The 22,468-nt window shown below is 43.0% G+C and carries 12 protein-coding genes and 1 pseudogene; 9 read left to right on the top strand and 4 right to left on the bottom strand.

What is annotated here, in order from left to right:
* Positions 1-28: 28 nt before the first annotated feature.
* The gene (zipA, locus tag C5470_RS14845) at positions 29-961 is read right to left on the bottom strand and encodes a cell division protein ZipA (RefSeq protein ID WP_166290328.1); all 933 of its coding nucleotides are present in this window, start codon (positions 959-961) and stop codon (positions 29-31) included.
* Positions 962-1,185: 224 nt separating this feature from the next.
* On the opposite strand from zipA, the gene cysZ reads away from it, so the two are divergent.
* From cysZ to crr, 5 genes are all read left to right on the top strand, one after another.
* Complete coding sequence (gene cysZ, locus C5470_RS14840) at positions 1,186-1,956, top strand: sulfate transporter CysZ (protein ID WP_166290326.1); 771 nt, start codon at positions 1,186-1,188, stop codon at positions 1,954-1,956.
* Between the two features lie 115 nt (positions 1,957-2,071).
* Complete coding sequence (cysK, locus tag C5470_RS14835) at positions 2,072-3,025, top strand: cysteine synthase A (RefSeq protein ID WP_166290324.1); 954 nt, start codon at positions 2,072-2,074, stop codon at positions 3,023-3,025.
* A 612-nt stretch (positions 3,026-3,637) separates the two neighbouring features.
* Positions 3,638-3,895, top strand: coding sequence for a phosphocarrier protein Hpr (gene ptsH, locus C5470_RS14830; protein ID WP_021323875.1), 258 nt, complete (start codon positions 3,638-3,640; stop codon positions 3,893-3,895).
* A gap of 184 nt (positions 3,896-4,079) precedes the next feature.
* On the top strand, positions 4,080-5,807 hold the full coding sequence (gene ptsI, locus C5470_RS14825; RefSeq protein WP_166290322.1) for a phosphoenolpyruvate-protein phosphotransferase PtsI: 1,728 nt from the start codon (positions 4,080-4,082) through the stop codon (positions 5,805-5,807).
* A 49-nt stretch (positions 5,808-5,856) separates the two neighbouring features.
* Positions 5,857-6,366, top strand: a complete 510-nt coding sequence (gene crr, locus C5470_RS14820; protein WP_133814940.1) for a PTS glucose transporter subunit IIA — start codon at positions 5,857-5,859, stop codon at positions 6,364-6,366.
* Positions 6,367-6,752: 386 nt separating this feature from the next.
* Here crr and cysM read toward each other — a convergent pair whose 3' ends face one another.
* Positions 6,753-7,634: a cysteine synthase CysM gene (cysM, locus tag C5470_RS14815; protein ID WP_166290320.1), complete on the bottom strand. Its 882-nt coding sequence runs from the start codon at positions 7,632-7,634 to the stop codon at positions 6,753-6,755.
* Positions 7,635-7,788: 154 nt separating this feature from the next.
* Between cysM and C5470_RS14810 the strand changes: the two genes are divergently transcribed.
* A complete protein-coding gene (locus C5470_RS14810; RefSeq protein WP_166290318.1) occupies positions 7,789-8,016 on the top strand; it encodes a transposase in 228 nt (75 codons plus the stop codon).
* Positions 7,950-8,282, top strand: a pseudogene (locus C5470_RS14805) (integrase core domain-containing protein); the annotation flags it as partial. The gene C5470_RS14810 and the pseudogene C5470_RS14805, both read left to right, overlap by 67 nt.
* 135 nt (positions 8,283-8,417) lie before the next feature.
* On the opposite strand, the gene C5470_RS14800 reads toward C5470_RS14805, so the two are convergent.
* Positions 8,418-9,671, bottom strand: a complete 1,254-nt coding sequence (locus tag C5470_RS14800; RefSeq protein WP_166290316.1) for a C4-dicarboxylate transporter DctA — start codon at positions 9,669-9,671, stop codon at positions 8,418-8,420.
* A 471-nt stretch (positions 9,672-10,142) separates the two neighbouring features.
* Here C5470_RS14800 and ybfF point away from each other — a divergent pair, with 471 nt between their 5' ends.
* Positions 10,143-10,928, top strand: coding sequence for an esterase (gene ybfF / locus C5470_RS14795; RefSeq protein WP_166290314.1), 786 nt, complete (start codon positions 10,143-10,145; stop codon positions 10,926-10,928).
* 167 nt (positions 10,929-11,095) lie between these two features.
* On the opposite strand, the gene rtxA is transcribed toward ybfF, so the two are convergent.
* Complete coding sequence (gene rtxA / locus C5470_RS14790) at positions 11,096-21,346, bottom strand: MARTX multifunctional-autoprocessing repeats-in-toxin holotoxin RtxA (RefSeq protein ID WP_166290312.1); 10,251 nt, start codon at positions 21,344-21,346, stop codon at positions 11,096-11,098.
* A gap of 990 nt (positions 21,347-22,336) precedes the next feature.
* On the opposite strand from rtxA, the gene C5470_RS22890 reads away from it, so the two are divergent.
* Positions 22,337-22,468 (top strand): transposase (locus C5470_RS22890; RefSeq protein WP_339916738.1); only part of this gene is annotated, 132 nt, incomplete at its 3' end.

Genomic DNA, 22,468 nt, shown 5'->3' with positions numbered 1-22,468 from the left:
GCGGAGGCTTGAACATTCGATAAGTTGATTATACCTGAACATCAAGTGTGCTGCGAATGCGTGCTTTATACAATTCAATTTTTTGCGGTGTCAGCATCTTACGCTCATCATCGAGCACCACTCCCCCTACATCGGAAGCAATGCGCTGAGCTGCCTGCAACATCAGCTTAAAATTCTGATTAGCTTCTCCGTAAGAAGGCACCATCATAAACATGGAAACCCCTGGAGTGGTAAAATCAGCCATTGTTTCAGGATTAAATGAACCCGGTTTCACCATATTGGCAAGGCTGAATAACACCGGACCGCTGCCTGATGGATTCAAATGACGGTGGAAAATCTGCATTTCTCCAAATTGGAAGCCAGATTGCAGGATACTTTGCAGTAAGAGCTCACCATTCAGTGCCTGACCGTGGTGTGCTGCCACATGAAGAACCAAAACGATTTCTTTTGCTGCTTTGGCCTGCACTTCCTTCTCACCATCCCCCTCTTTTGCCATATCCTGAGACTTTTCTTCCGTCTGAGGTCTATTTTTCTCAGGCTCATCCCGCCCTTCAGATTCAAACAGGCCAAGCTGAGGTTCCTGCTCTTCTATTTCTGTTACCGCTTTTCTGGTTGTCGCCTCAGGCCGACGACCAGTCAGTAACGGATCATGACTTTCCTCAGGCGTTGCAATATCCATTCCAGTCAACTTCGGCTGACGGCGCTCAATAACCGGTTCAGCTTTATATTCCTGATGAGGTTTTACCTGCTTATGGGTGTAAGGCTTTTGTTGATTGTCAAACGCTTCATCATCACTGTCATCGACGAAACCCTCCTGACGATCATGTTTATGACGTTTAACTGGGCGATCACGAAAAAGCGAAGAACGCTCTTTACGGCTGGTCCACAACCCATGTAACAGCAAAGCTATTATTGCTATCGCACCAACAATGATTAATATCAGACGCAAATCCTGCATCATTGCTATCTCTGTTGTTTAATTTAATTAATATGCCACCACGGCGGAACATTTTCTGTATTAACTGTATTTGTCAAATAACACAAGTGCAAGCTTATACACACTTTTCTTATCATAAATATGCCTGATAAGCATTTTTTGCTTTTTTTTTATACAGAACAATACTAGTCAGTCGAAAATCCTGCCTATATGATAGCGTTTCAATCATACAAGAGAGAATAGGAAGTATGCTTAATTTGACAAAATCACCAAAAAATTTGAGCGGCTTTCAGTATTTGGTGCAAGGTTGCAGATTAATTACTCGCCCAGGTATTAAAAGATTTGTTCTATTGCCTTTATTGGCAAATATTTTGTTACTTGGTGGTTCATTTTGGTGGCTCTACCAGCAACTGGAAAACTGGATCTCCTGGATACTGAACAAAGTACCGGATTGGATGCAATGGCTCAGTTACATTCTATGGCCACCGGCAGTGATTGCTATTTTGCTGATTTTTACTTATTTATTCAGCACGATAGCGAACTTTATAGCCGCACCGTTTAATGGATTACTGGCGGAAAAACTGGAAGCTGATTTAACAGGAACCTCTGCGTCGGATACCGGAGTTATGGAACTGGTAAAAGATGTTCCACGCATCCTGAAACGGGAATTAGTCAAACTGCTCTACTATATTCCTCGCGCCCTGGTTTTGTTGCTTCTCTATTTTATTCCTGTTATCGGGCAAACTATCGCACCAGTGCTTTGGTTTATTTTCAGTGCCTGGATGTTGTCGATTCAGTATTGTGATTATCCATTTGATAACCACAAAGTCAGTTTTCCAACAATGCGTAACGCCCTTCGTCAAAACAAAATGAATAATCTGCAATTTGGTGCAACAGTGAGTATTTTGACAATGATACCTATTGTCAATTTGGTGATTATGCCTATCGCAGTATGCGCTGCTACTGCAATGTGGGTAGATTGCTATCGAGATCAACACGGATTTCGTATTATAAAATAAATTTAGTCAAATGTTATTCTTTAAGACGATAAGAATATATTCAAACTATATTTCCATAACCTAATTGTTGGCGTATCGTTGACCGGATATCACTAAAGGGAGTTGAAAGACGAGTATGAGTAAAATTTACGAAGATAATTCTTTAACGATTGGCCGTACCCCGTTAGTTCGCCTAAAACACTTTGGCAATGGACGTATTCTGGCGAAAGTAGAGTCCCGTAACCCAAGCTTTAGTGTAAAATGCCGTATTGGTTCTAACATGATTTGGGATGCTGAAAAACGCGGTATCCTACAGCCAGGAAAAGAATTGGTAGAGCCAACCAGTGGTAATACCGGGATTGCGCTTGCCTATGTTGCAGCATCCCGTGGCTATAAATTAACGCTGACTATGCCAGAAACGATGAGTATTGAGCGTCGCAAGCTACTGAAGGCACTGGGAGCAAAGCTAGTGCTAACTGAAGGCGCTAAAGGTATGAAAGGCGCCATTGAGAAAGCCAATGAGATTCAGGCCAGTGACCCCGATCGCTATATTATCCTGCAACAATTCAGCAACCCGGCAAACCCGGAAATCCACGAAAAAACCACTGGCCCGGAAATCTGGGAAGATACCGATGGTGAAGTAGACGCATTTGTTACTGGCGTAGGTACGGGCGGCACACTAACAGGCGTTGCCCGTTACCTGAAAAACACCAAAGGTAAAAACATCACTGCGGTTGCAGTAGAACCCGAAGACTCACCAGTAATCAGTCAGACTCTGGCCGGTGAAGAAGTGAAACCCGGCCCACATAAGATTCAAGGCATTGGTGCTGGTTTTATTCCAGATAACCTTGATCTGAAACTGGTCGATCGCGTATTCAAAATCAGTAATGACGAGGCAATTAAAACCGCTCGTGAAATCATGATGAAAGAGGGCATTTTGGCGGGTATTTCCTCCGGCGCTACCGTTGCAGCCGCGGTGAGACTTTCTCAGGAACCGGAGTATAAAGATAAAAATATCGTCGTCATTCTGGCTTCATCAGGAGAACGCTATCTGAGCAGTGCATTGTTTACTGACTTGTCTGATGAATAAAAGTATTTAAGTAAGTTACTTAGTTTTATTGATAAAAAAGCACCTAAATGGTGCTTTTTCTGTGTAGTAGATCAAACTTTTACACTTTACCAGATGATTTCTTACAATGGGTTTAGTATTTAACCAATAATAATTATTTCGATGCTCGAAATTAATTAACAGAAGTAGTAGTTTCAGTTAAGTAGTCCCGTGATCTACCTTTACTTCAAACTATCAATCAGAAGCATCGAAAAGAATAATTTTTTTGATAATCGATAAAATCTTTTATTACATTATCAATCTTATAGCCTATCCTAGTAGGCGCAATTGATGCAGGCCGTTCTTGTGAATGACGTTCTTGTAAAAGATAGTGAACACGGACAGCACGCATAGCCCGGAGCGTACGCGTAGTAACGTATAGTACGTAAGGAGTGATTCGTTTCTCTCCCCTTCGGACAAAACTAAAGGGCACTCAAAAGCAATTTATCGCTTTTGTCAAAACATTGCCGGGCTCGCACTTTAGGCATAAAATCGCTCTACTGAGATAGGTAGTTAATGAATACTCAAGTTAAGATTTGTTTATTACAATTTTTTAACTTACATAGCAAAAATCTAAGTTATTGAGGAAACGTCATGTTCCAGCAAGAAGTCACTATTACTGCGCCAAATGGCCTACACACCCGTCCCGCTGCACAGTTTGTTAAAGAAGCAAAAAGTTTCTCTTCCGACATTACACTAACCTCGGGCGGCAAAACGGCCAGTGCGAAAAGCTTGTTTAAGCTACAAACTTTAGGACTAACTCAAGGCACGGTTGTGACCATCTCTGCTGAAGGCGAAGATGAGCAAAAAGCGATTGAGCATCTGGTTAAATTAATGGCAGAACTGGAATAACCTTCCGTTGACCACAACGCCAGTCAAGATTCAGAGATTGTGAATAAACTGATATTCACTTAGCCGTTCCTCATCCCTGGATAAAGTCTTATCTGGGGATGTCAGTTTAAATGCATTTCCTAAAACAGCAAACCATCTGCGGGCTGGCTCTTTAAAGAATAATTATTAGTAGTTAGGTAACATCATGATTTCAGGCATATTAGTATCACCAGGCATCGCTTTCGGTAAGGCATTATTACTGAAAGAAGACCCAATTATTATCAATCAAAAAAAAATCGGTCAAGAACAAGTCGAACAGGAAATTTCCCATTTCAAGCAAGGTCGTGAAAAAGCCTCATCTCAGTTAGAAATAATCAAAAACATAGCGGCAAAAAACCTCGGAGAAGAAAAAGCTGAAATCTTCGAAGGGCATATCATGCTGTTGGAAGATGAAGAACTTGAGCAAGAAATTATTTCGTTAATTAAAAACGATTTCAAAGCCGCGGATGCCGCAGTTTATTCCGTGATTGAGACTCAGGCCCAAGCCCTTGAAGAATTAGATGATGAATACCTAAAAGAGCGTGCTACAGACGTGCGTGATATCGGTAAACGCTTGCTGAAAAACATTCTGGGTATGTCCATTGTCGATCTGGGCTCAATTTCAGAAGAAGTTATTCTGATCGCCAACGATTTGACCCCATCTGAAACTGCGCAACTCAATCTGGAAAAAGTTCTTGGTTTCATTACTGATTTAGGTGGCCGTACTTCCCATACCTCAATCATGGCCCGTTCTCTTGAACTTCCGGCGATCGTCGGTACCACCAATTCGACAACAGCAATCCAAAATGGTGATTACCTAATCCTAGACGCGGTAAATAACTATATTTATATCAATCCATCTGATACAGAAATTGAACAGCTAAAAAAAACCAAAAACGAATATCTGGCAGAAAAAGCTGAACTTGCGAAACTGAAAGATCTGCCTGCAATGACTCTTGATGGTCATCAGGTTGAAGTCTGTGCCAATATCGGTACCGTCCGTGATGTCACTGGTGCTGAACGTAATGGTGCCGAAGGTGTCGGTTTATACCGTACAGAATTTCTATTTATGGATCGTGATACGCTGCCAACAGAGGAAGAACAATTCCAGGCGTATAAATCCGTCGCCGAAGCAATGGGTAGCCAAGCGGTTATTATACGTACGATGGATATCGGCGGTGATAAAAATCTGCCCTATATGAATCTACCGAAGGAAGAGAATCCATTCCTTGGTTGGCGTGCAATTCGTATTTGCCTTGATCGAAAAGAGATCTTACATTCTCAGTTACGTGCTATTTTACGTGCATCTGCTTTCGGTAAATTACGTATTATGTTTCCAATGATTATTTCTGTAGAAGAAGTACTACAGCTGAAAGCAGAACTTGAATTGCTGAAAGGCCAACTTCGTGAAGAAGGTAAAAAATTCGATGAAGCAATTGAAGTCGGTGTGATGGTAGAAACACCCGCTTCAGCAGTCATTGCTCATCACCTGGCAAAAGAAGTTGATTTTTTCAGTATTGGGACAAACGATCTAACTCAGTATACTCTTGCTGTAGACCGCGGTAACGAATTGATTTCTCATCTTTATAACCCGATGCTACCAGCAGTATTGAGCCTGATTAAGCAAACCATTGACGCTTCACACGCTGAAGGTAAATGGACGGGGATGTGTGGCGAGCTTGCAGGTGATGAACGTGCTACACTGTTGTTATTAGGTATGGGGCTGGATGAGTTTAGTATGAGTGCAATTTCTATTCCCCGCATCAAGAAAATCATTCGTAATACGCGTTACGAAGATGCAAAAGCGCTGGCTGAGCAAGCCCTTTCTCAGTCTACCGCTCAGGGGTTGATGGAGTTGGTTGATACATTTATCAAAGAAAAAACACTTTGCTAACAATAATTGATTAAAACGCGGTCCAGTATAAACAATTAGGAGAAGATTCATGGGTCTGTTTGATAAACTGAAATCTCTAGTTTCAGATGATAAAAAAAACAGCGGCACTATTGAAATTATCGCACCTTTATCTGGTGAGATTGTCAATATTGAAGATGTTCCAGATGTTGTTTTCGCCGAAAAAATTGTTGGCGATGGTATCGCTATAAAACCTACCGGCAGTAAGATAGTTGCACCAGTTGATGGGACGATCGGTAAAATATTTGAAACCAACCATGCGTTTTCTATCGAATCGGACAGCGGTATTGAGCTATTTGTCCACTTTGGTATTGATACCGTTGAGCTTAAAGGAGAAGGCTTTAAGCGCATTGCTGAAGAAGGTCAACGTGTCCAGAAAGGTGATTTAGTTTTGGAGTTTGATCTTCAATTCCTTGAAGAAAGAGCGAAATCAATACTGACACCGGTTGTTATTTCCAACATGGATGAAATTAAAGAATTGTCCAAACTGAGTGGCTCTGTCACTGTTGGTGAAACACCCATTATGCGTATTAAAAAGTAGCAACATTTTAACTACCACAATACCCTTTTGTATTAAAAAAACGGCCGACAACAACGGCTGTTTTTTTATTCCATTATTCGATTTATATCACTCTTTGCATTCAAAAATCGGATAGTGTGAGTAGAGCCTATCGCTACTTTGCTCTACTCATGACGGCTTTTGATATCTGCCAACACAACAGTTCCAACGCTCTCTGCGGTTTCCTCTTTTCAGCCATTGTTGTAACTTTATATACCCAATAGATTTCAAGTTGCAGCGCGGCGGCAAATGAACGCCTCCCCAGGAGCATAGATAACTCTGTGACTGGGGTAAGTGAAAGCAGCCAACAAAGCAGCAACTTGAAAGATGAAGGGTATAACAATATTGGCTAACATCTTATAACCAGATTAATTAAATACTCCAGTAGAAAGATATCTGTCACCACGGTCGCAAATAACTGCAACAATCACAGAACCTGGATTTTGTGCCGCAACGCTTAATGCACCGGCAACAGCGCCGCCGGAACTAACCCCACAAAAAATCCCTTCTTTTTGAGCTAACAAACGCATAGTTTCTTCAGCTTCTTCCTGCTTGATATCTAACACCTGATCCACCAGCTCCTTTCGAAAAATACCGGGCAGATAAGCCGGCGACCAACGGCGAATACCTGGAATATGGCTGTTCTCAGCTGGCTGTAAACCAATAACCTGAACACTGTTATTCTGGCTTTTTAAATAACGGCTAACACCCGTAATTGTCCCCGTGGTTCCCATACTGGAAACAAAATGCGTAATGCGTCCTTGTGTTTGCTGCCAAATTTCCGGGCCGGTAGTAGTAAAGTGAGCTAAAGGGTTATCCTGATTATTGAATTGATCAAGAACTTTACCTTCACCATTACGCTCCATTTGTTGAGCTAAATCACGTGCGCCTTCCATACCCACGTTTCTACTCACCAAAATAAGCTCCGCACCATAAGCGCGCATTGAAGCCTGGCGCTCAAGACTCATATTATCAGGCATCAGTAATTTAAGGTGATAACCTTTTACCGCAGCAATCATTGCTAACGCAATACCTGTATTTCCGCTGGTGGCTTCAATCAATACGTCACCCGGAAAAATTTCACCCCGCAATTCAGCCTGCTGAATCATTGACAGCGCTGTTCTGTCTTTTATTGAACCAGCCGGATTATTACCTTCAAGTTTTACCCATATTTCCACACCCAGCTTATTGGTCATTCGTTGTAGTTTTACCAGCGGAGTGTTACCTATAAAATGTTCCAAGCTTGTCACAGCTATTACCTATTTTTATTTAATAAAAGAACGAAATAACCATATTCAGGAATATATCGCAAGACCTTAACTAAACAACCACTGATGTGGCACACTAATTTTGGTCACCATTACAGAGGTGATATTCTTACCTCAATAAAAAATAGGTGACATTATGCAAAGACGTTTTAGTTCAGAATTCAAACTGGAATCCGCACTACTGGTGCTTGAACACAACTATTCTATCGCCGAGGCAGCCAGAGTCATGAATGTCAGTAAATCTGCCATGGGTAAGTGGGTTAATCAGTTAAGGGATGAGCGACCGGGACTCTCACCAAGGGTGTTCTGTTTCATCGTGATCAGGGCAGTCATTACACCAGTAAAGCGTTCAGGAAATTATTGAGTCATTACCCGATCAAGCAAAGCCTGAGCCGTCGGGGTAACTGTTGGGATAATACGCCAATGGAGCGTTTCTTCAGGAGCCTGAAGAGTGAATGGCTCCCATTGACAGGGTATCGAAATGCGGAGGAAGCCACGCGCTCCATCATCAGTTATATAACGGGCTATTACAGCCAACTTCGTCCCCATTGGTATAACAATGGGTTGACACCGAATGAATCAGAAAATTTATTTTGGAAAAACTCTCAGGCGGTGACCCATTTTCGTTGACCACAACAGTCTTGCTAAGGTAGGAAAAATAATATTTATTTTCGACTATTTTGACTGGATGTAAAGATTCCGGCCCAACGGCCGGAATTGTTTTTATTGAGTGATCATCAAGCAGGCAGAAATCTAAAGATGCGCTTATTTAGCATTTAACACTTCGTTTAATTTAGCTTCATCAAGCTGACGACAACGTTTTGCTACTACAATCGTTGCAACCCCATTGCCAATCAGGTTGGTTAACGCTCTTGCTTCTGACATGAAACGATCTATTCCCAGGATTAATGCCAGACCCGCCAGTGGTAAATGCCCAACAGCAGAAATTGTTGCCGCTAATACAATAAACCCGCTGCCTGTCACACCAGCAGCACCTTTAGAAGATAAAAGCAACACAACCAATAGCGTTATTTGATGCATAATATCCATATGTGTATTGGTTGCCTGCGCAATAAATACCGCAGCCATTGTCAGATAAATAGAAGTACCATCCAGATTAAATGAGTATCCTGTCGGTATCACCAAACCAACAACGGATTTCTGACATCCCGCTTTCTCCATTTTATCTAACATACGCGGTAATGCAGATTCAGAAGATGATGTTCCCAATACGATTAGCAATTCTTCTTTAATGTAATTAATAAACCGGAATATACTAAATCCGGTCACTTTCGCGATTGTTCCTAAAACAAATACGACAAATAGAATACAAGTGATATAAAAACAAACTATTAGCTGCCCTAATTGTATCAATGAACCAATACCATATTTCCCGATGGTAAATGCCATGGCACCAAAAGCCCCCAAAGGCGCTAATCGCATTATCATGTTGATAATACCAAATATAACTTGGGAAAAACCATCAATAATATTAAAGATTGGTTTCCCTTTTTCTCCCAAATGATGAAGCGCAAAGCCAAATAACACAGCAAATAATAGAACCTGCAAAATATTACCACTGGCGAATGCCCCGATAACACTGGCCGGAATAACGTCAAGTAAAAATGCGATTATCCCTTGTTCAGCCGCTTTTTCCGCATATATAGAGACAGCTTTAACATCTAACGTAGCGGGATCAATATTCATCCCTGCACCAGGCTGAACAACATTGACAACAATTAACCCAATAATTAAAGCAATTGTGCTGACTATTTCAAAATAGACTAATGCAATAGCGCCTGTTTTACCCACAGCTTTCATACTTTCCATACCGGCGATACCAGTCACAACAGTACAGAAAATAACTGGCGCAATAACCATCTTGATTAATTTAACAAATCCATCCCCCAATGGCTTCATTTCCGCACCAAGCTCAGGATAGAAGTGCCCCAGTAGTATACCGATAGTTATTGCAACCAAAACTTGAAAATAAAGGCTCTTTAGTAAATTTTTTTTCACTTATTAATTCCCTAATCCATAGTATAAAATCAGATTCTATTTATTCTTATTAGAACATTGTGATTGTTGTTAAATGTACCCTATATCTTTATTTACATAAAATATAAAGTAAATTTTCATTATTTTTTCACAAAAATTTAAAATTAACACACAATTTTTTAAGATATAGATCACATAAACACACAATAAATAACCACATTAAGATGATTGAACCAACAATTATCTCACAAGTTATTTAAAACCTCCTATTTAAAAATATCAGTAACTTGAAGAGTCTTTACTTTTTAATTTATTAAGTATTAGCATGAAAATTAACAAGTTTTTGACACACAGAACGTTTTAGGGACAATTTAATTACAAGGAACTATTAACTATAATTGCATAGCCTGGTTGCTTTGTTACAATTTAAGCAACAATATCCCACAACATACACAGCATGATCTCAATACCCGAAGGAAAACTATTCTCATCATGAAATTAAACAGTCAGTTAAATCATCATATACAGACACCGGAAAATCCTGTCTCTTCCACTCCTGTGGTATTGATCCACGGGTTATTTGGCGATCTGAATAATCTTGGGGTCCTGGCCCGTGATTTACAGCAATATTATCCAGTTATTCAGGTTGATGTACGTAATCATGGTTTATCTCCACGGGCAGATAACATGGATTACCACGATATGGCGCAAGATGTCATTTCTCTGCTGGATCATCTGCAAATTCAGTCCGCCATTATTATTGGTCATTCAATGGGTGGCAAGATCGCAATGACAATGACCGCCCTGGCGCCAGAACGGATAGAAAAAATTGTTCTTATTGATATCGCGCCAATCGCCTATCAGGTTCGCCGTCATGACCAAATTTTTACCGCATTGAATAAAGTGACGAAAGCCAACGTTTATACCCGTCAGGAAGCCACCGAAATTATGCGGGAAGATATTCAGGAAGAAGGCGTGATTCAGTTTTTATTGAAATCATTCCGTCAGGGAGAATGGAAATTCAATTTGCCGACATTAATCAATCAATATGAAAAGATTATTGGCTGGCAGGAAATACCCGCATGGCCTCATCCCGCTCTGTTTATTCGCGGCGGCCTTTCTCCTTATATTCAGGAAGAGTACCAGGATGATATCACCAGACAATTTCCACAAGCTAAAGCCTGGGTTGTCGCCGATTGCGGTCACTGGGTCCACGCAGAAAAACCCGATGCAGTTTTAAGAGCCATTCACCGTTTTCTCAATATTGATGCGGCATAATGCAGGCAAGTTAACTCGCGATAAAAATTGGCTCACTTTTCTGTGAGCCAATCTTATTTTATATTATAACGCGTTAGGTGACTTGTTGTTTGCTATCCATTCCCCCTAATCCTAAAAGTTCGCTTCGCTCTCAATGAGAATTTAGGCGGAAGAATTTCGCAATTTTGTTAAGCAAATTTCCCTTTTCCAATCATTGTATCTGTCCACGCCGTCGTAATAGCCATTTTTGCCTTACTGTCCAGACTTTCGATAAAACCATTATCGCCTGCACTGGGAGCAAAATTACTCATTGCCTGAATCAATGAGTCAACCGCATTATCTGACAGTGCAGTAAATTCGCGCTCTGTTGATGCTTCCTTGCCATTCATTTGAGCCACTAATTTGGCACGATGACCATTAAAGTAATCTGTAAAGGTGACTGAACCTACCGATTCAAATATATCCTGAGCGGTTTTGTTCCGGGTATGGCGGTTCACTGACAGCACCAGATCATATCCGCTGCGCTGAAACCATAAGTTTCGCCAGTCATTACTATTAAAGAGGATCATATCTTCTGCGCTGATATCGTTAACCCGATTATCAATCACCTCTGTGCTGACCACAAAGCTGTCTGCACCCGCACCACCTTCGAAGTTGTTCTGATACCCCCCCAGTACCAGCAGATCCTGTCCTTCACCGCCGTCAAATTGGCTGAACTTCGAAATAGCCGCCGCTATCAGGTGATCATCGCCTTCTCCACCGTTAATCACCGCATGGTAACCCATCAGTTTAACCGTATCATTGCCGGAATAACCATCGATCCGGTTGTCATTACCAAATACCCTGGCACAGTCATTGCCTTCACCCAGTCCAACCCGGTTGTTATTGCCGATGGTCACAACGTAGTCCTGATCTTCCCCGCTATCCACTTGATTATAGTTACCCGAAGCGACGACGTAATCCTGTCCGTTACCGGCATCAATAAAGCCACCTTCACCAAAAACAAACGTTCGGTCATCACCCTCACCCATGAAGACATGGTTAATACGTCCGGCCACCACCGCAGTATCATCACCATGACCGCCAAACATCCAGTTTTCCTGCCCCATCAGGACGCCCAAATCATCTCCTTCACCGCCAGCAAAGATATTGGAGGTTCCCAGCGAGTAATAATCATCATCACCGCGCCCGCCCCAAAAGTTGTTGTTATCGCCCAGATAAGCACCGAGATCTTTACCGTCGCCCCCCCAGTTAAGGTTATAGTTCCCCAGTGACACATGGATATCACCGTCACCGTGCAAATGGCCGCTATTACGCAGGAAATCAAACGCTTTTTCCTCCATATTAAGCAAATCCGCCGTCAGATTTTTTTTCAAATCAGTGACTAACGATTTCATTTCTGTTTGCTTATCTTCGCTGAACATCGTTACAAACACGTTAGGTAAATTCAGTGAATTAAAGCCAAGTGCCCGCTCTGGTTTACGATTGGCCTGAGCACTCTCTCCATCAACGCTGACCAAAGATCTTTGTTCCCAGTTTTTACCAGGAATTTTTTCTTTCAGGCCATGACTTTCAGCAAATGACCTAACCCCTTCTTCTCCCATATCAATGCTCGCTTTCAAACCATCAAGCAATTTCTCGGGGTTAGTGAAGGTCTTCAGTTGAAAGCCGCTAAATTCCCCAATAATGTCCAACACCTCTCGCAGAATCGCTTCACCATCAACAGGTTCGTTCGTACGGGAGACAATCCGACCCTCTGCGGTGTAGTTCACCCCAAAGATATCTGCAAAGGTGGTATCCGCACTGACTCCCGCCAAGCGGCCAAATAACTTGTTTTTTAGCTGGCGCGGCAAATCCTGCGGATTGTAGGTAAAAGTTGTTTTCACCATACCCGTAGCTGAATATTGCTGAGTCATCAGACCAAATAGCGAGCCCAGGTTGGTATCTAGAATCGACTGGATATGGTCACCGAACATAAAGTTCCAGTTACCGGTTGTCACTTGGATATCCGCACCCTGACCACCTGCGGCAAAGTTAAAAGCCAGCTTCTGATTGGCCTGACGGAATTTATCCGCATGGCTCATCCTGCCCACATCAATCACATTACCGTTCAGCCATTGGTGGTATTTCTTATTCAACGTCGCTTCAACATCATGCTTTAAACCACGACTGCTGCGTTCATGCTGAGAATCCAAGTCAACCAACGTCTTGTAGTTCACATCGCTGGTTTGATCCAGACCCGCGATATCCTGCACAAACTTCTCCGCACCCGCGATTGTCCACTGCTGATCTTGTGCCGTCAGCCAACCCTGCCCCTTACCGGAACGGACAACATTTTGCAATATGCCGGCAATACGTGCAGCACCATCAAACGGATTAATCAGTGGCGGCGTTGGGACTGATTTATCCATCATCACGATCAGATCATTACTGCGACCCTGGTTGAAGCTCACATTACGGTTACCGATAAACATCTGCGCACCTTCAAGTGCCTGATAGCCGCCGATATCGAAGCTCTGTTTGCTGTCACCATCACCAATGTGAATCATCACATTATTGTCACCAAAGGTCAGTGATTTAAAACCACCGCTCCCTATTTTGATGCCCACATTCGACGTTCCCCAATTGAACAAGTTAAACTCCCCCTCACCGACATTGACCTGAATATTGCCGGAATAACTGAGCGGGTGATTCAGTTTATCGTTTGCGTTAATCTCAAGCGTTTTTTTACGCTTCTTTGGTGCAGTGAAAGCACGGTAATTATCCGCAATTGCTCCCCTGGTAACCGCATCAGCGCTCGTGTACCCCACTTTGGCGAGGTTAATATCATTTTCAGTAATACCACGAATCACCCTTTCTGTACTGGTCTTCAGTTCACCCTGTTCGTTCCATCTGAAGACAATTTTGTTATCAGGCAGGTTATTGACCCATTGATTCTTTTCATCACGGGTAAATTTACGACCTGTTGCATCGACCGCGACTTCGCTACGACGAGCGGAAACATTACTGCGAATACCTTGCTGATCCAACGCAGTGATAAAGCGGTGGGCAAAACCATCCCGACTGTCATCGCTTATCAGAGAACAACCCACAATGCTGATGTGGCTAGGCCTACCCGCCCGTTTAAGATCCAGACTGAACTGTTTTAGTCTTACTGCCAGTTCATCAGCACTGTAGCCACCCAGACGGGTGTTATTCTGTTCTGATTCGCCACGGCCATGACCGACAATCTGCCAGCGTAACTTACCTGATAATTTGGCCGGATCACCATAAACAACACGGTACTTGCCATCAAAATCAAGTTGAGCCACCACACTGGAATCCGGGTGTTTACCTGCCAGATTAGCCGCTGCTTTGGCGACGATCGGATCATCTTCCATCTGGAGAATGATCTGGCTACTAAAACGGGTTTCACGATCATCGGCTTGTGGTGTGACAGTAACGCGTCCCCAAACCCCGGAATTTTTGTTTTTAATCGGATCACTTGATGACAATTTCTCCAGCACAGGGGACATCGTATTACCATCAACCGGCATTTTCAGTATCAGCTTGTTTATTGCCGGATAAGTTAGCACTTTATTGATATTCGACTGCACAAAGCTGGCAGCCTGCTTAAAGTTGTTACTGCCAACTTCAACCAGAACTGTCTTACTTTGCTTACCTTGCCTCACTGTCACTTCCAGGGTGATATCACCTTCACGGTAATCAACCACACGCCCGATAACGCCTGAACCTAGGGTAAACGTCTTTCCTTGCTCTTTTAGCGCCCGCAATACATAGTCTTGTTCACCATCACGCGACGTTTTCCAAACACCGTCATATTTCGCAATGGTTCCCTCGGTAAACTTATTGAACTGAACATAGAAGCTTTGACCAGACTTTTCACTCGCCTGAAATTTATAATTGGTTATAAACCCCTTATGAAAAGAGTCCATAAAACGGCAGAAATCACCATAGTTAGCAAACGACTTGGCTCCATAGTTAGGATCATAAAATGACCAAACCGTTTGATTATCTTTTTTATGTACTACCACTGACATTGCATGATCTTCAGACATAAATGTCATGTAAGTCGATTTTTTTACATCACGCAGCTTATCCATGACAGATTCATAGCCTTCAGCGGAGTAATTCAACGCATTATTAATGTTCGACCCAGCCAACCCATTCGCTTTCAGTTTTCCACCATAGGCTGCATTGGCTTTTGTATAGGCTTCTGGGGTAGAGCTGTCCATAAATTGGCTGTATTGCATCGACAGTAAATCTTCAATCGCCGGACCAATATTTTGGCGGCGATATTGGGTCAGCAGAGAGGATTCAATGGCGTTGATATCTGTTTTCTTATTGACTGATTTGTCGTTGTAAGCTTTAACGGCATCCTTCAACCACATCATATAAGCTTTACCGCCCCCGGCACCATGCACCCGTTCTTCCATTAAGTAGCGGGCAGATAAAGCAAAACATAATCCTTTCATGAGTCTCTTGGACTCAACCGTATCTCCTTTAGTCAGGAGCACACTGCCAATTTCAGGAATGATTTTGCTGATTTTTTCCAACAAATTACTATCCTGGCTAAAATAGAATGAATAAGCCTCCAGCTCTTTTCCATGCGCGGTAAAGTCAAAGATTTTATTATCAATTTTTTGCAGTATATCCCTTTTTATTAATTCATGACTTTGGGGATCAGCGGTTTGTTCACCCAACATGCTGCCATCAGATTTTGTCAGCAAATTTTTATCCACCGGGAATCGATCCTTGACCAAATAACGGAGGCCATCATTGACCTGCAATTGACTAATAAGATCTTTTGCATCTTGCAACACAGCTGGATCTTCTGCTATCAGTTTTGTGCTGAATCGCCCATCAGCATGTACGATAAATTCAGGATTAACATGGCTGGTGATTTCAGACATATCTGTTGGTCTATAAGCCTTTCCAGACAAACCACTGCCAAGTGCGCCCGTACGCTGCGGTCTGGCGTCGTCACTTTGCTTCGCGCTTTTCACATCCGTTTGTACCTGAACCACTTTACCCTCAGCCGTGGCAATATCGCGGTTGCCCCGACTTTCCGCCTGCTGCCAGGCGACGTTGGCGTCACCTTTAGCTTTTTCTGCCCGCTGTTGCTGTAAAAAGGCCTCTTCCTTTCTCAATTCGGCTTTTTTCTGCGCGTCGGTAATATTTTGTTTCGCGCTAGCACGGTACTGCTCACTTTTCACTACGCCAGCCTCCGATTGCACAATCGCTTTTCTTACTTTTTGCTGATTACCGGTAACATGTTGCTGCGCACTGATTAACTTTTCCTGTGCAATGGATTTAGTGTGATCCCATTTACGCTGAACACTATCCAGAAATCCGGCAGCAAATTGATTTCGCCACCGTTCACCTGATTTACCGTGGTAATTTGCACAGCCATTAAGTTTATCCAGACCTTGAGTCATGGAGATCAATTCATCGGTTACTGCCTGTGATTCTTCTTTTACTGCATCACGCTGTACTTGACCATTGGCATTTAGCGCTGCCTGATCGATTGATTCCAATTGAGACTGTGTTACTGCAATCGCTGCCAACTGCTTATCTTTCTCTTGTTCCAGATGCTGCCGATCCGCTTCAACGCTCGCTTTATCACCTAACGCCTGTTGTGCTGCTTTGTCCTGTCTGATGTATTCACGAACAATATCGAATTGTCCTTGCCCGTTAGATTTCGCCACAATGTTATCCAGAACATAGCCTTGCCCATCACTCTTGCCTGTACCTTTAAATTCAATTCGGTTATTACCCGCTTTGGCGGTTAAATTCAGATTTTTGTTTTGCCATCCAACCTTATCATCGGCAACTGAGAAGACTAGTTTGCCATTCCACAACACTTCCATACCATCATCGGTATAAGAATCTGCACGTCTTGCAAAATCAAAGCGCAATGAAATATTTTCACCTTCAAATAAATTTTGCAGATCCTGATAAATAGAGGTGTTTTCATCCACATCAAGTTCACTCACCCATAAGCCATGACCAGTGTTATCAAGACCGTAAGTCACCGCCGAATGATTGGCTTCAATACTATGAGTTGCCTGCCAGCCATAACCATTCTGCTCAAAATCACCATTAATGATCAGGTTGGTTTGCTGGTCTGAATCAAAATTATCGTTAATATCGAAGACACTCTGAAGATGATCGAGCTTAGGCGTTTCTACCTCTGTCACAAGACCACTAAGACGACTGCTTAAATCTGAACTTATTGGCGCAATTTCACCTATCTTAAAGCCGTCAATCGCAGAAATTTCGGTTAAATTAATCGCACCTCTAGCGGTATGTGTTCCAGACGTGTTCGCCTCATCTCCCTGAACCAGATAATTAATCGCCTGGCTGCCACCCACACCTAATACCGTCTGTTTGATTTGCTCAAAGAAGGAAGAGAGTTTGTTGCTTTGGGTATTGCTTTCTGCAACAGCAAGGTTGTAGGAATCACCATGACCAATCTTAATGACCACGTTATTACGCGCATAAACAGCATTGATACCCAGACCATCACCAACGTGAATATTAGCGTTATGTTCACCTTTCGTCACCGCAACATTCAGGCCATTTCCAACGTTGGTATTAACATTGTGCTCACCCCACGCCACGTTAACTGAAACACCATCACCCACTTTGGTATTCACGTTAAAATCGCCATACGTCGCAATCACGCTTAAACCATTCCCCACCGTGGTCGTGATATTGGCTTTGCCTTTTGCCGCAGTCACCTGCATACCATCACCCACTTTGGTAACGATATTGCCTTCACTCCATAAAGCATTAAAACTGTCACCGTGACCGACCTGAGTCACAATATTCGCCTTACCTTTGGCAAGCACCACATTACGCCCATCACCGACTCTGGTAATCACATTGTCTTTACCCCAGGCTCCCATGTAGTCATCACTATTACCGATGTGAGTGATAATATTGGCATCACCCTGAACTACCGTCACTTCTTGTCCATCACCCACTTTGGTTATGATGTTCGCTTTACCTTTAGTGAAGTTATAACGATCGCCATTGCCCACATGAGTCAGGATATTAGCTTCCCCCCAAACTGCATTAATACTGGCGCCGTTCCCCACTTTAGTCATGATATTGGCTTGACCTTTGGCGAAACCCACTGTCAGTCCATCACCAATATGCGTCATGACATTACCCACATCGGACACCAGCAGGCCAATCGTTGCGCCCTTTCCCACTTTCGTCAGAATATTGCCTTCACCAAGCAGTACAGCCGCGGTTGTCGAGTCACCAACATGAGTGATGACGTTAGCTTTCGCCCCAGCGAGCACCCCCATAAAATCATCACCCACTTTGGTAACAATATTCGCTTCACCTTGTGCCAAAACACCGGTTAAACCTTTACCTGCATGAGTCATGATATTGGCCTGACCAAACATGGCCGCCAGTGTTATACCATCGCCGATTTTGGTCATGACATTCAGTTCACCGGCAAACAAACCAATACTGGCGCCACCTCCCACATGTGAATAGATATTGGCTTTACCGATCATCAAAGCGGTTGTCAGATCATCACCGGCTTTTGTCAGCACATTAGCGCCACCGATCATGGCGGCAAAAGTATCGCCATCACCCACATGGGTAAAAATATTGGCCTGACCAATCATTGCTGACAGAGTCATGCCATTACCCACTTTGGTGGCGATATTGCCTTTTGCCAGCATCAGGGCAACGCTGGTACCGTCGCCAATATGGGTAAACACATTGCCAACCGCTGCCATCAGCGCCAGCGCATTGCCCTCCCCCACTTTGGTGAAAATATTACCCAGACCGCCCATCAACGCCCATGCGTCACCATTGCCAATATGAGTAAAAATGTTACCTGCACCGAGCATAGCCGCAATTGCCGTTCCATCCCCAACTTTAGTGAAGATGTTGCCGGCAGCTCCCATGACACCCAATGTCTGACCATCACCGACATGAGTCAGTACGTTACCTATCCCAAGCATAGTGCCGGTAGTATCGCCGTTCCCTACTTTGGTCAGGATATTAGCGCCACCTAGCATGACACCCGTTGTGTTACCCCCACCGATGTGAGTCAGTACATTGGCACCTCCACCCATGACTGCCAGTGTATCGCCCTGCCCTTTTTTGGTGAGAATATTGGCACCACCCAGCGCAACTGCCGTGGTATTTGACGTTTCCATCCCATCACTGAGATGCGTGATAATGTTGGCGCCGCCGAACATACCCGAAAACAGATCACCGGCACCAAGTTTAGTCAGCACATTAGCGCCGCCAAAAAGTACTGAGAACACATCCCCGCGACCTTTTTGAACCATGACATTAAAACCGCCTGCCCCTGACCAACTCGCTCTGCCATGACCTATTTGGCTATGGGTGTTGTAACCACCCGACATGACAATCCGGCTGTTGCCATTGCCTTTATGGATCGAGATATTGCCAACCGCCAGCAGATGAGCCAAATACCGTCCATCCCCAACCCGCACGAAAACATTTGCCGCACCGCCGGCATTAACATTCATCTCTCCACATTGGCTTTGGTGAACAACGACGTTTGCCAGACCTGCACCACGGAATGTCAGATTGCCCTCTTCCCCCCTTTTCACAATCACATTAGCGGCACCGGCACCTTCAAAATTGACATTGCCACGGGTGACGCTGGATGTAATAACGTTTCCACCGCCGAGGCCGCTAAACTGAATATCACCGGAGCTGTCGCCGTTGTTGACAGATGAATTCACAAGTTCTTGCTGACGGTACTCTTCGATATGCGCCAACCGATCAGAAGCACGACGTATCGTTGTATTCAGGCTATATTGCAGTTGACTTAGCATGTAGCCACCGGGGCCCATCGTGTGATAACCATTTGTGGTTGAAATCTCTTCATCAGCCAAATTGCTGGTATGATCACCCGCTTTATACCACGCGCTGGCAAAGTATTTGAGCTCCTGTGTAACAGGATCGTTTTCCAGCTTAACCAACACCACCTTGGTGTATTGCCCCATATACTTGGCATAGACATAACTATTTGGCTGTCGACGCGATTTCACTGCGGAAACATCCACTTTCTGATTGTTGGAAAAGATCGAACGTCCTCCCATTTTCGCATCAGAGAGGGTGATATCTTCCGCTTTGACCGTCGTCCCGCCGGCATAAATAACCCACTTGTTTTCAGATAAACTTTCCTCAACGGAATGAATAGTGACAGGCTGATGATGTTCAACAATTAAATTGTAAAGACGGTAAGCGCCATTGAGGTTTATATTGGTAAATCCGTTATCTGAAGAAATAGCTGTTGCAGCAAGATCTTTAAGGTAATCGCCCTCCTTATACCAGGAAGTAGCGTAATAATTAAGCTTTCCGGTTTCAGGATCATTTTTGAGTCTAATTTTGCTGACTTTCGTATAAATCTTATCAGCAAACGCGAAGAGATAAGTATCAGGCTCGGCAGTCGATTTAATACCCGTCACTCGCTGGGATTCCTTAATCCAGTTTCCTTCCATCGTTGCTGTCGTTAATAGGATATCTTCGGCCTTAGCATATTCCAGCGCCTCATCACGAAAACCATCATTCGCGCCTAATCTTGATATTTCATTGTAAGCACCGGCACCGGAAAAATTAATATTACCATGCGCAATATCAGAATAAATTCGGTTATAGCCGCCTGCGCCGTTAAAGGTGATATCACCACGAGTCTGCACATAGATATCTTCTTTTTGACGAGTACGTTTAATTCGGTTAGATGCCCCCGCACCATGCAAAGTAATATTACCTTCTTTACCTTGACGTATAATGTGATTATCAACCCCTGCACCATCGAAAACGATATCGCCGTTTTCCACCCGCGAGCTAATACTGTTTGCAGCACCGGCGGCATTAAGTGTGACATCGCCACGGCTGCCGTTGTAGTGGTTATACCAGATACGATCGATTTTGTTACCCGCTCCGGCACCCTCAAAGTACAAATTGCCCTGATTAGTTTCGTGCCACAATTTATTGTAGCCACCAGCACCTTTGAAGAATACGTTCCCTGTCAAACCGTTGCGGTTCATTTCGTTATAAATAGCCGCTCCGGTAAAATCCAGATTACCGTGGTTACCTGTATGATCCATAGCAACGCCACCCGCAATGCCGGAAAACAAAATATTCCCATCGCCATTTTTATCAATCCCTGCGTAACCCTCACCGCCTTTTACTGTCAGATTACCGGTGGTATCCACGACCTTTAAATAGACCGCCCCACCCACTACCGTATCATCACCCGCACCGGCATACACCTTGGCCGCAATCGATCCCAACGTAATATAATCATTCCCTCCGCGGGCATAAATGTAACCACCAAATCCAATGGCATTAATGTCATTATCATTATCGTCAGCAGAATAATCGCCAGTAAAGAAGTACTGCGCCCCCCTGCTTGATGATTTACCCATAAACAATCCCTTAGTTTAATAGAAGTTAAAACCACATTTGACGGATATAATGGTCCGGTTGAATATTCAATTAAGCTTTATTTGAAATGATTTATTAATAAAAAATGCACAATAAAACAATAAACTCATAAAAGTCCCAATCTGATACATCAATAGTCACTTTCAAATGAACTCATCGAATAAAATAAATCAAAGATCCAAAAACAATATTTAACACAAAAAGCCTATCTTCGCCCACATAAAATATAATTTTTACGTGATTATGAACAGTTGTTTATTTTATCTTTATGAAAATATAATAATGTGCATTATGACCAATGATATTAATATTAAACCCATAATAACTGCGAAAATAATTTTATTACTAAACTTTCTCGTCACAACCCTCTGCCAAAGGCAGGATTTCACTTTGCACAAAAAAACAACCAATAGATGGACATTGATAATCTTGTCCATTCAATACGCTTTTATTAATAGGCTTTGATAACTTCAGCGTGTACTTTTTTTAGTTTTAATTAATTTGTTTTTAAGTAAAACATCAATATTAAAAATATGAGATCTCGCCCTGAGTGAAAAGTCTGACGGATTAATAAACCAAAAAGGTTATAATGATTAAATGGGTATTTTAGCGTTAAATCATATTAAAGGTATAAAAAGAGGCATAATTTAAATCAAACCGTAGAAAAGCAAGCCATTTTTTAACCTCCGATTTAAACCAGTACAATCAGGTTTTAACCGTTGTTTTAGTAATCTATCGTTTGTCTATTAATATCAATTCGTCCGTCAGGATATTCAACCCATTCTTTACTCTTAGTTTCCTGCTCAAGCGAGCTCAGGTTAAATATATTCCTCACCGAAATTCAGCGAGGAAAGATATCATCCCTATGACAATGTAAACTTCGGCCGACGGAACTTCTTAATACTAGGCTGTGTCCCTTAATGTAAGTTGATAGTATTATCATCTAATTAGTTTAATACTGGAAAAAGATGATGGTCCGCTACGACATTCCTGATGACGCCTGGATATTGATAGAACCTTGTTTGCCCCCTGTACATTCAAAGCGAGCAGGACGTCCACATGTTGAACACCGCCGTGTGATGAATGGGATGTTCTGGGTGTTA

Source organism: Photorhabdus stackebrandtii, from assembly GCF_011189495.1.
Lineage (GTDB): Bacteria > Pseudomonadota > Gammaproteobacteria > Enterobacterales > Enterobacteriaceae > Photorhabdus > Photorhabdus khanii.
The sequence above is the reverse complement of the archived record's forward strand: the minus strand, read 5'-3'. Positions and strand labels throughout refer to the sequence as shown.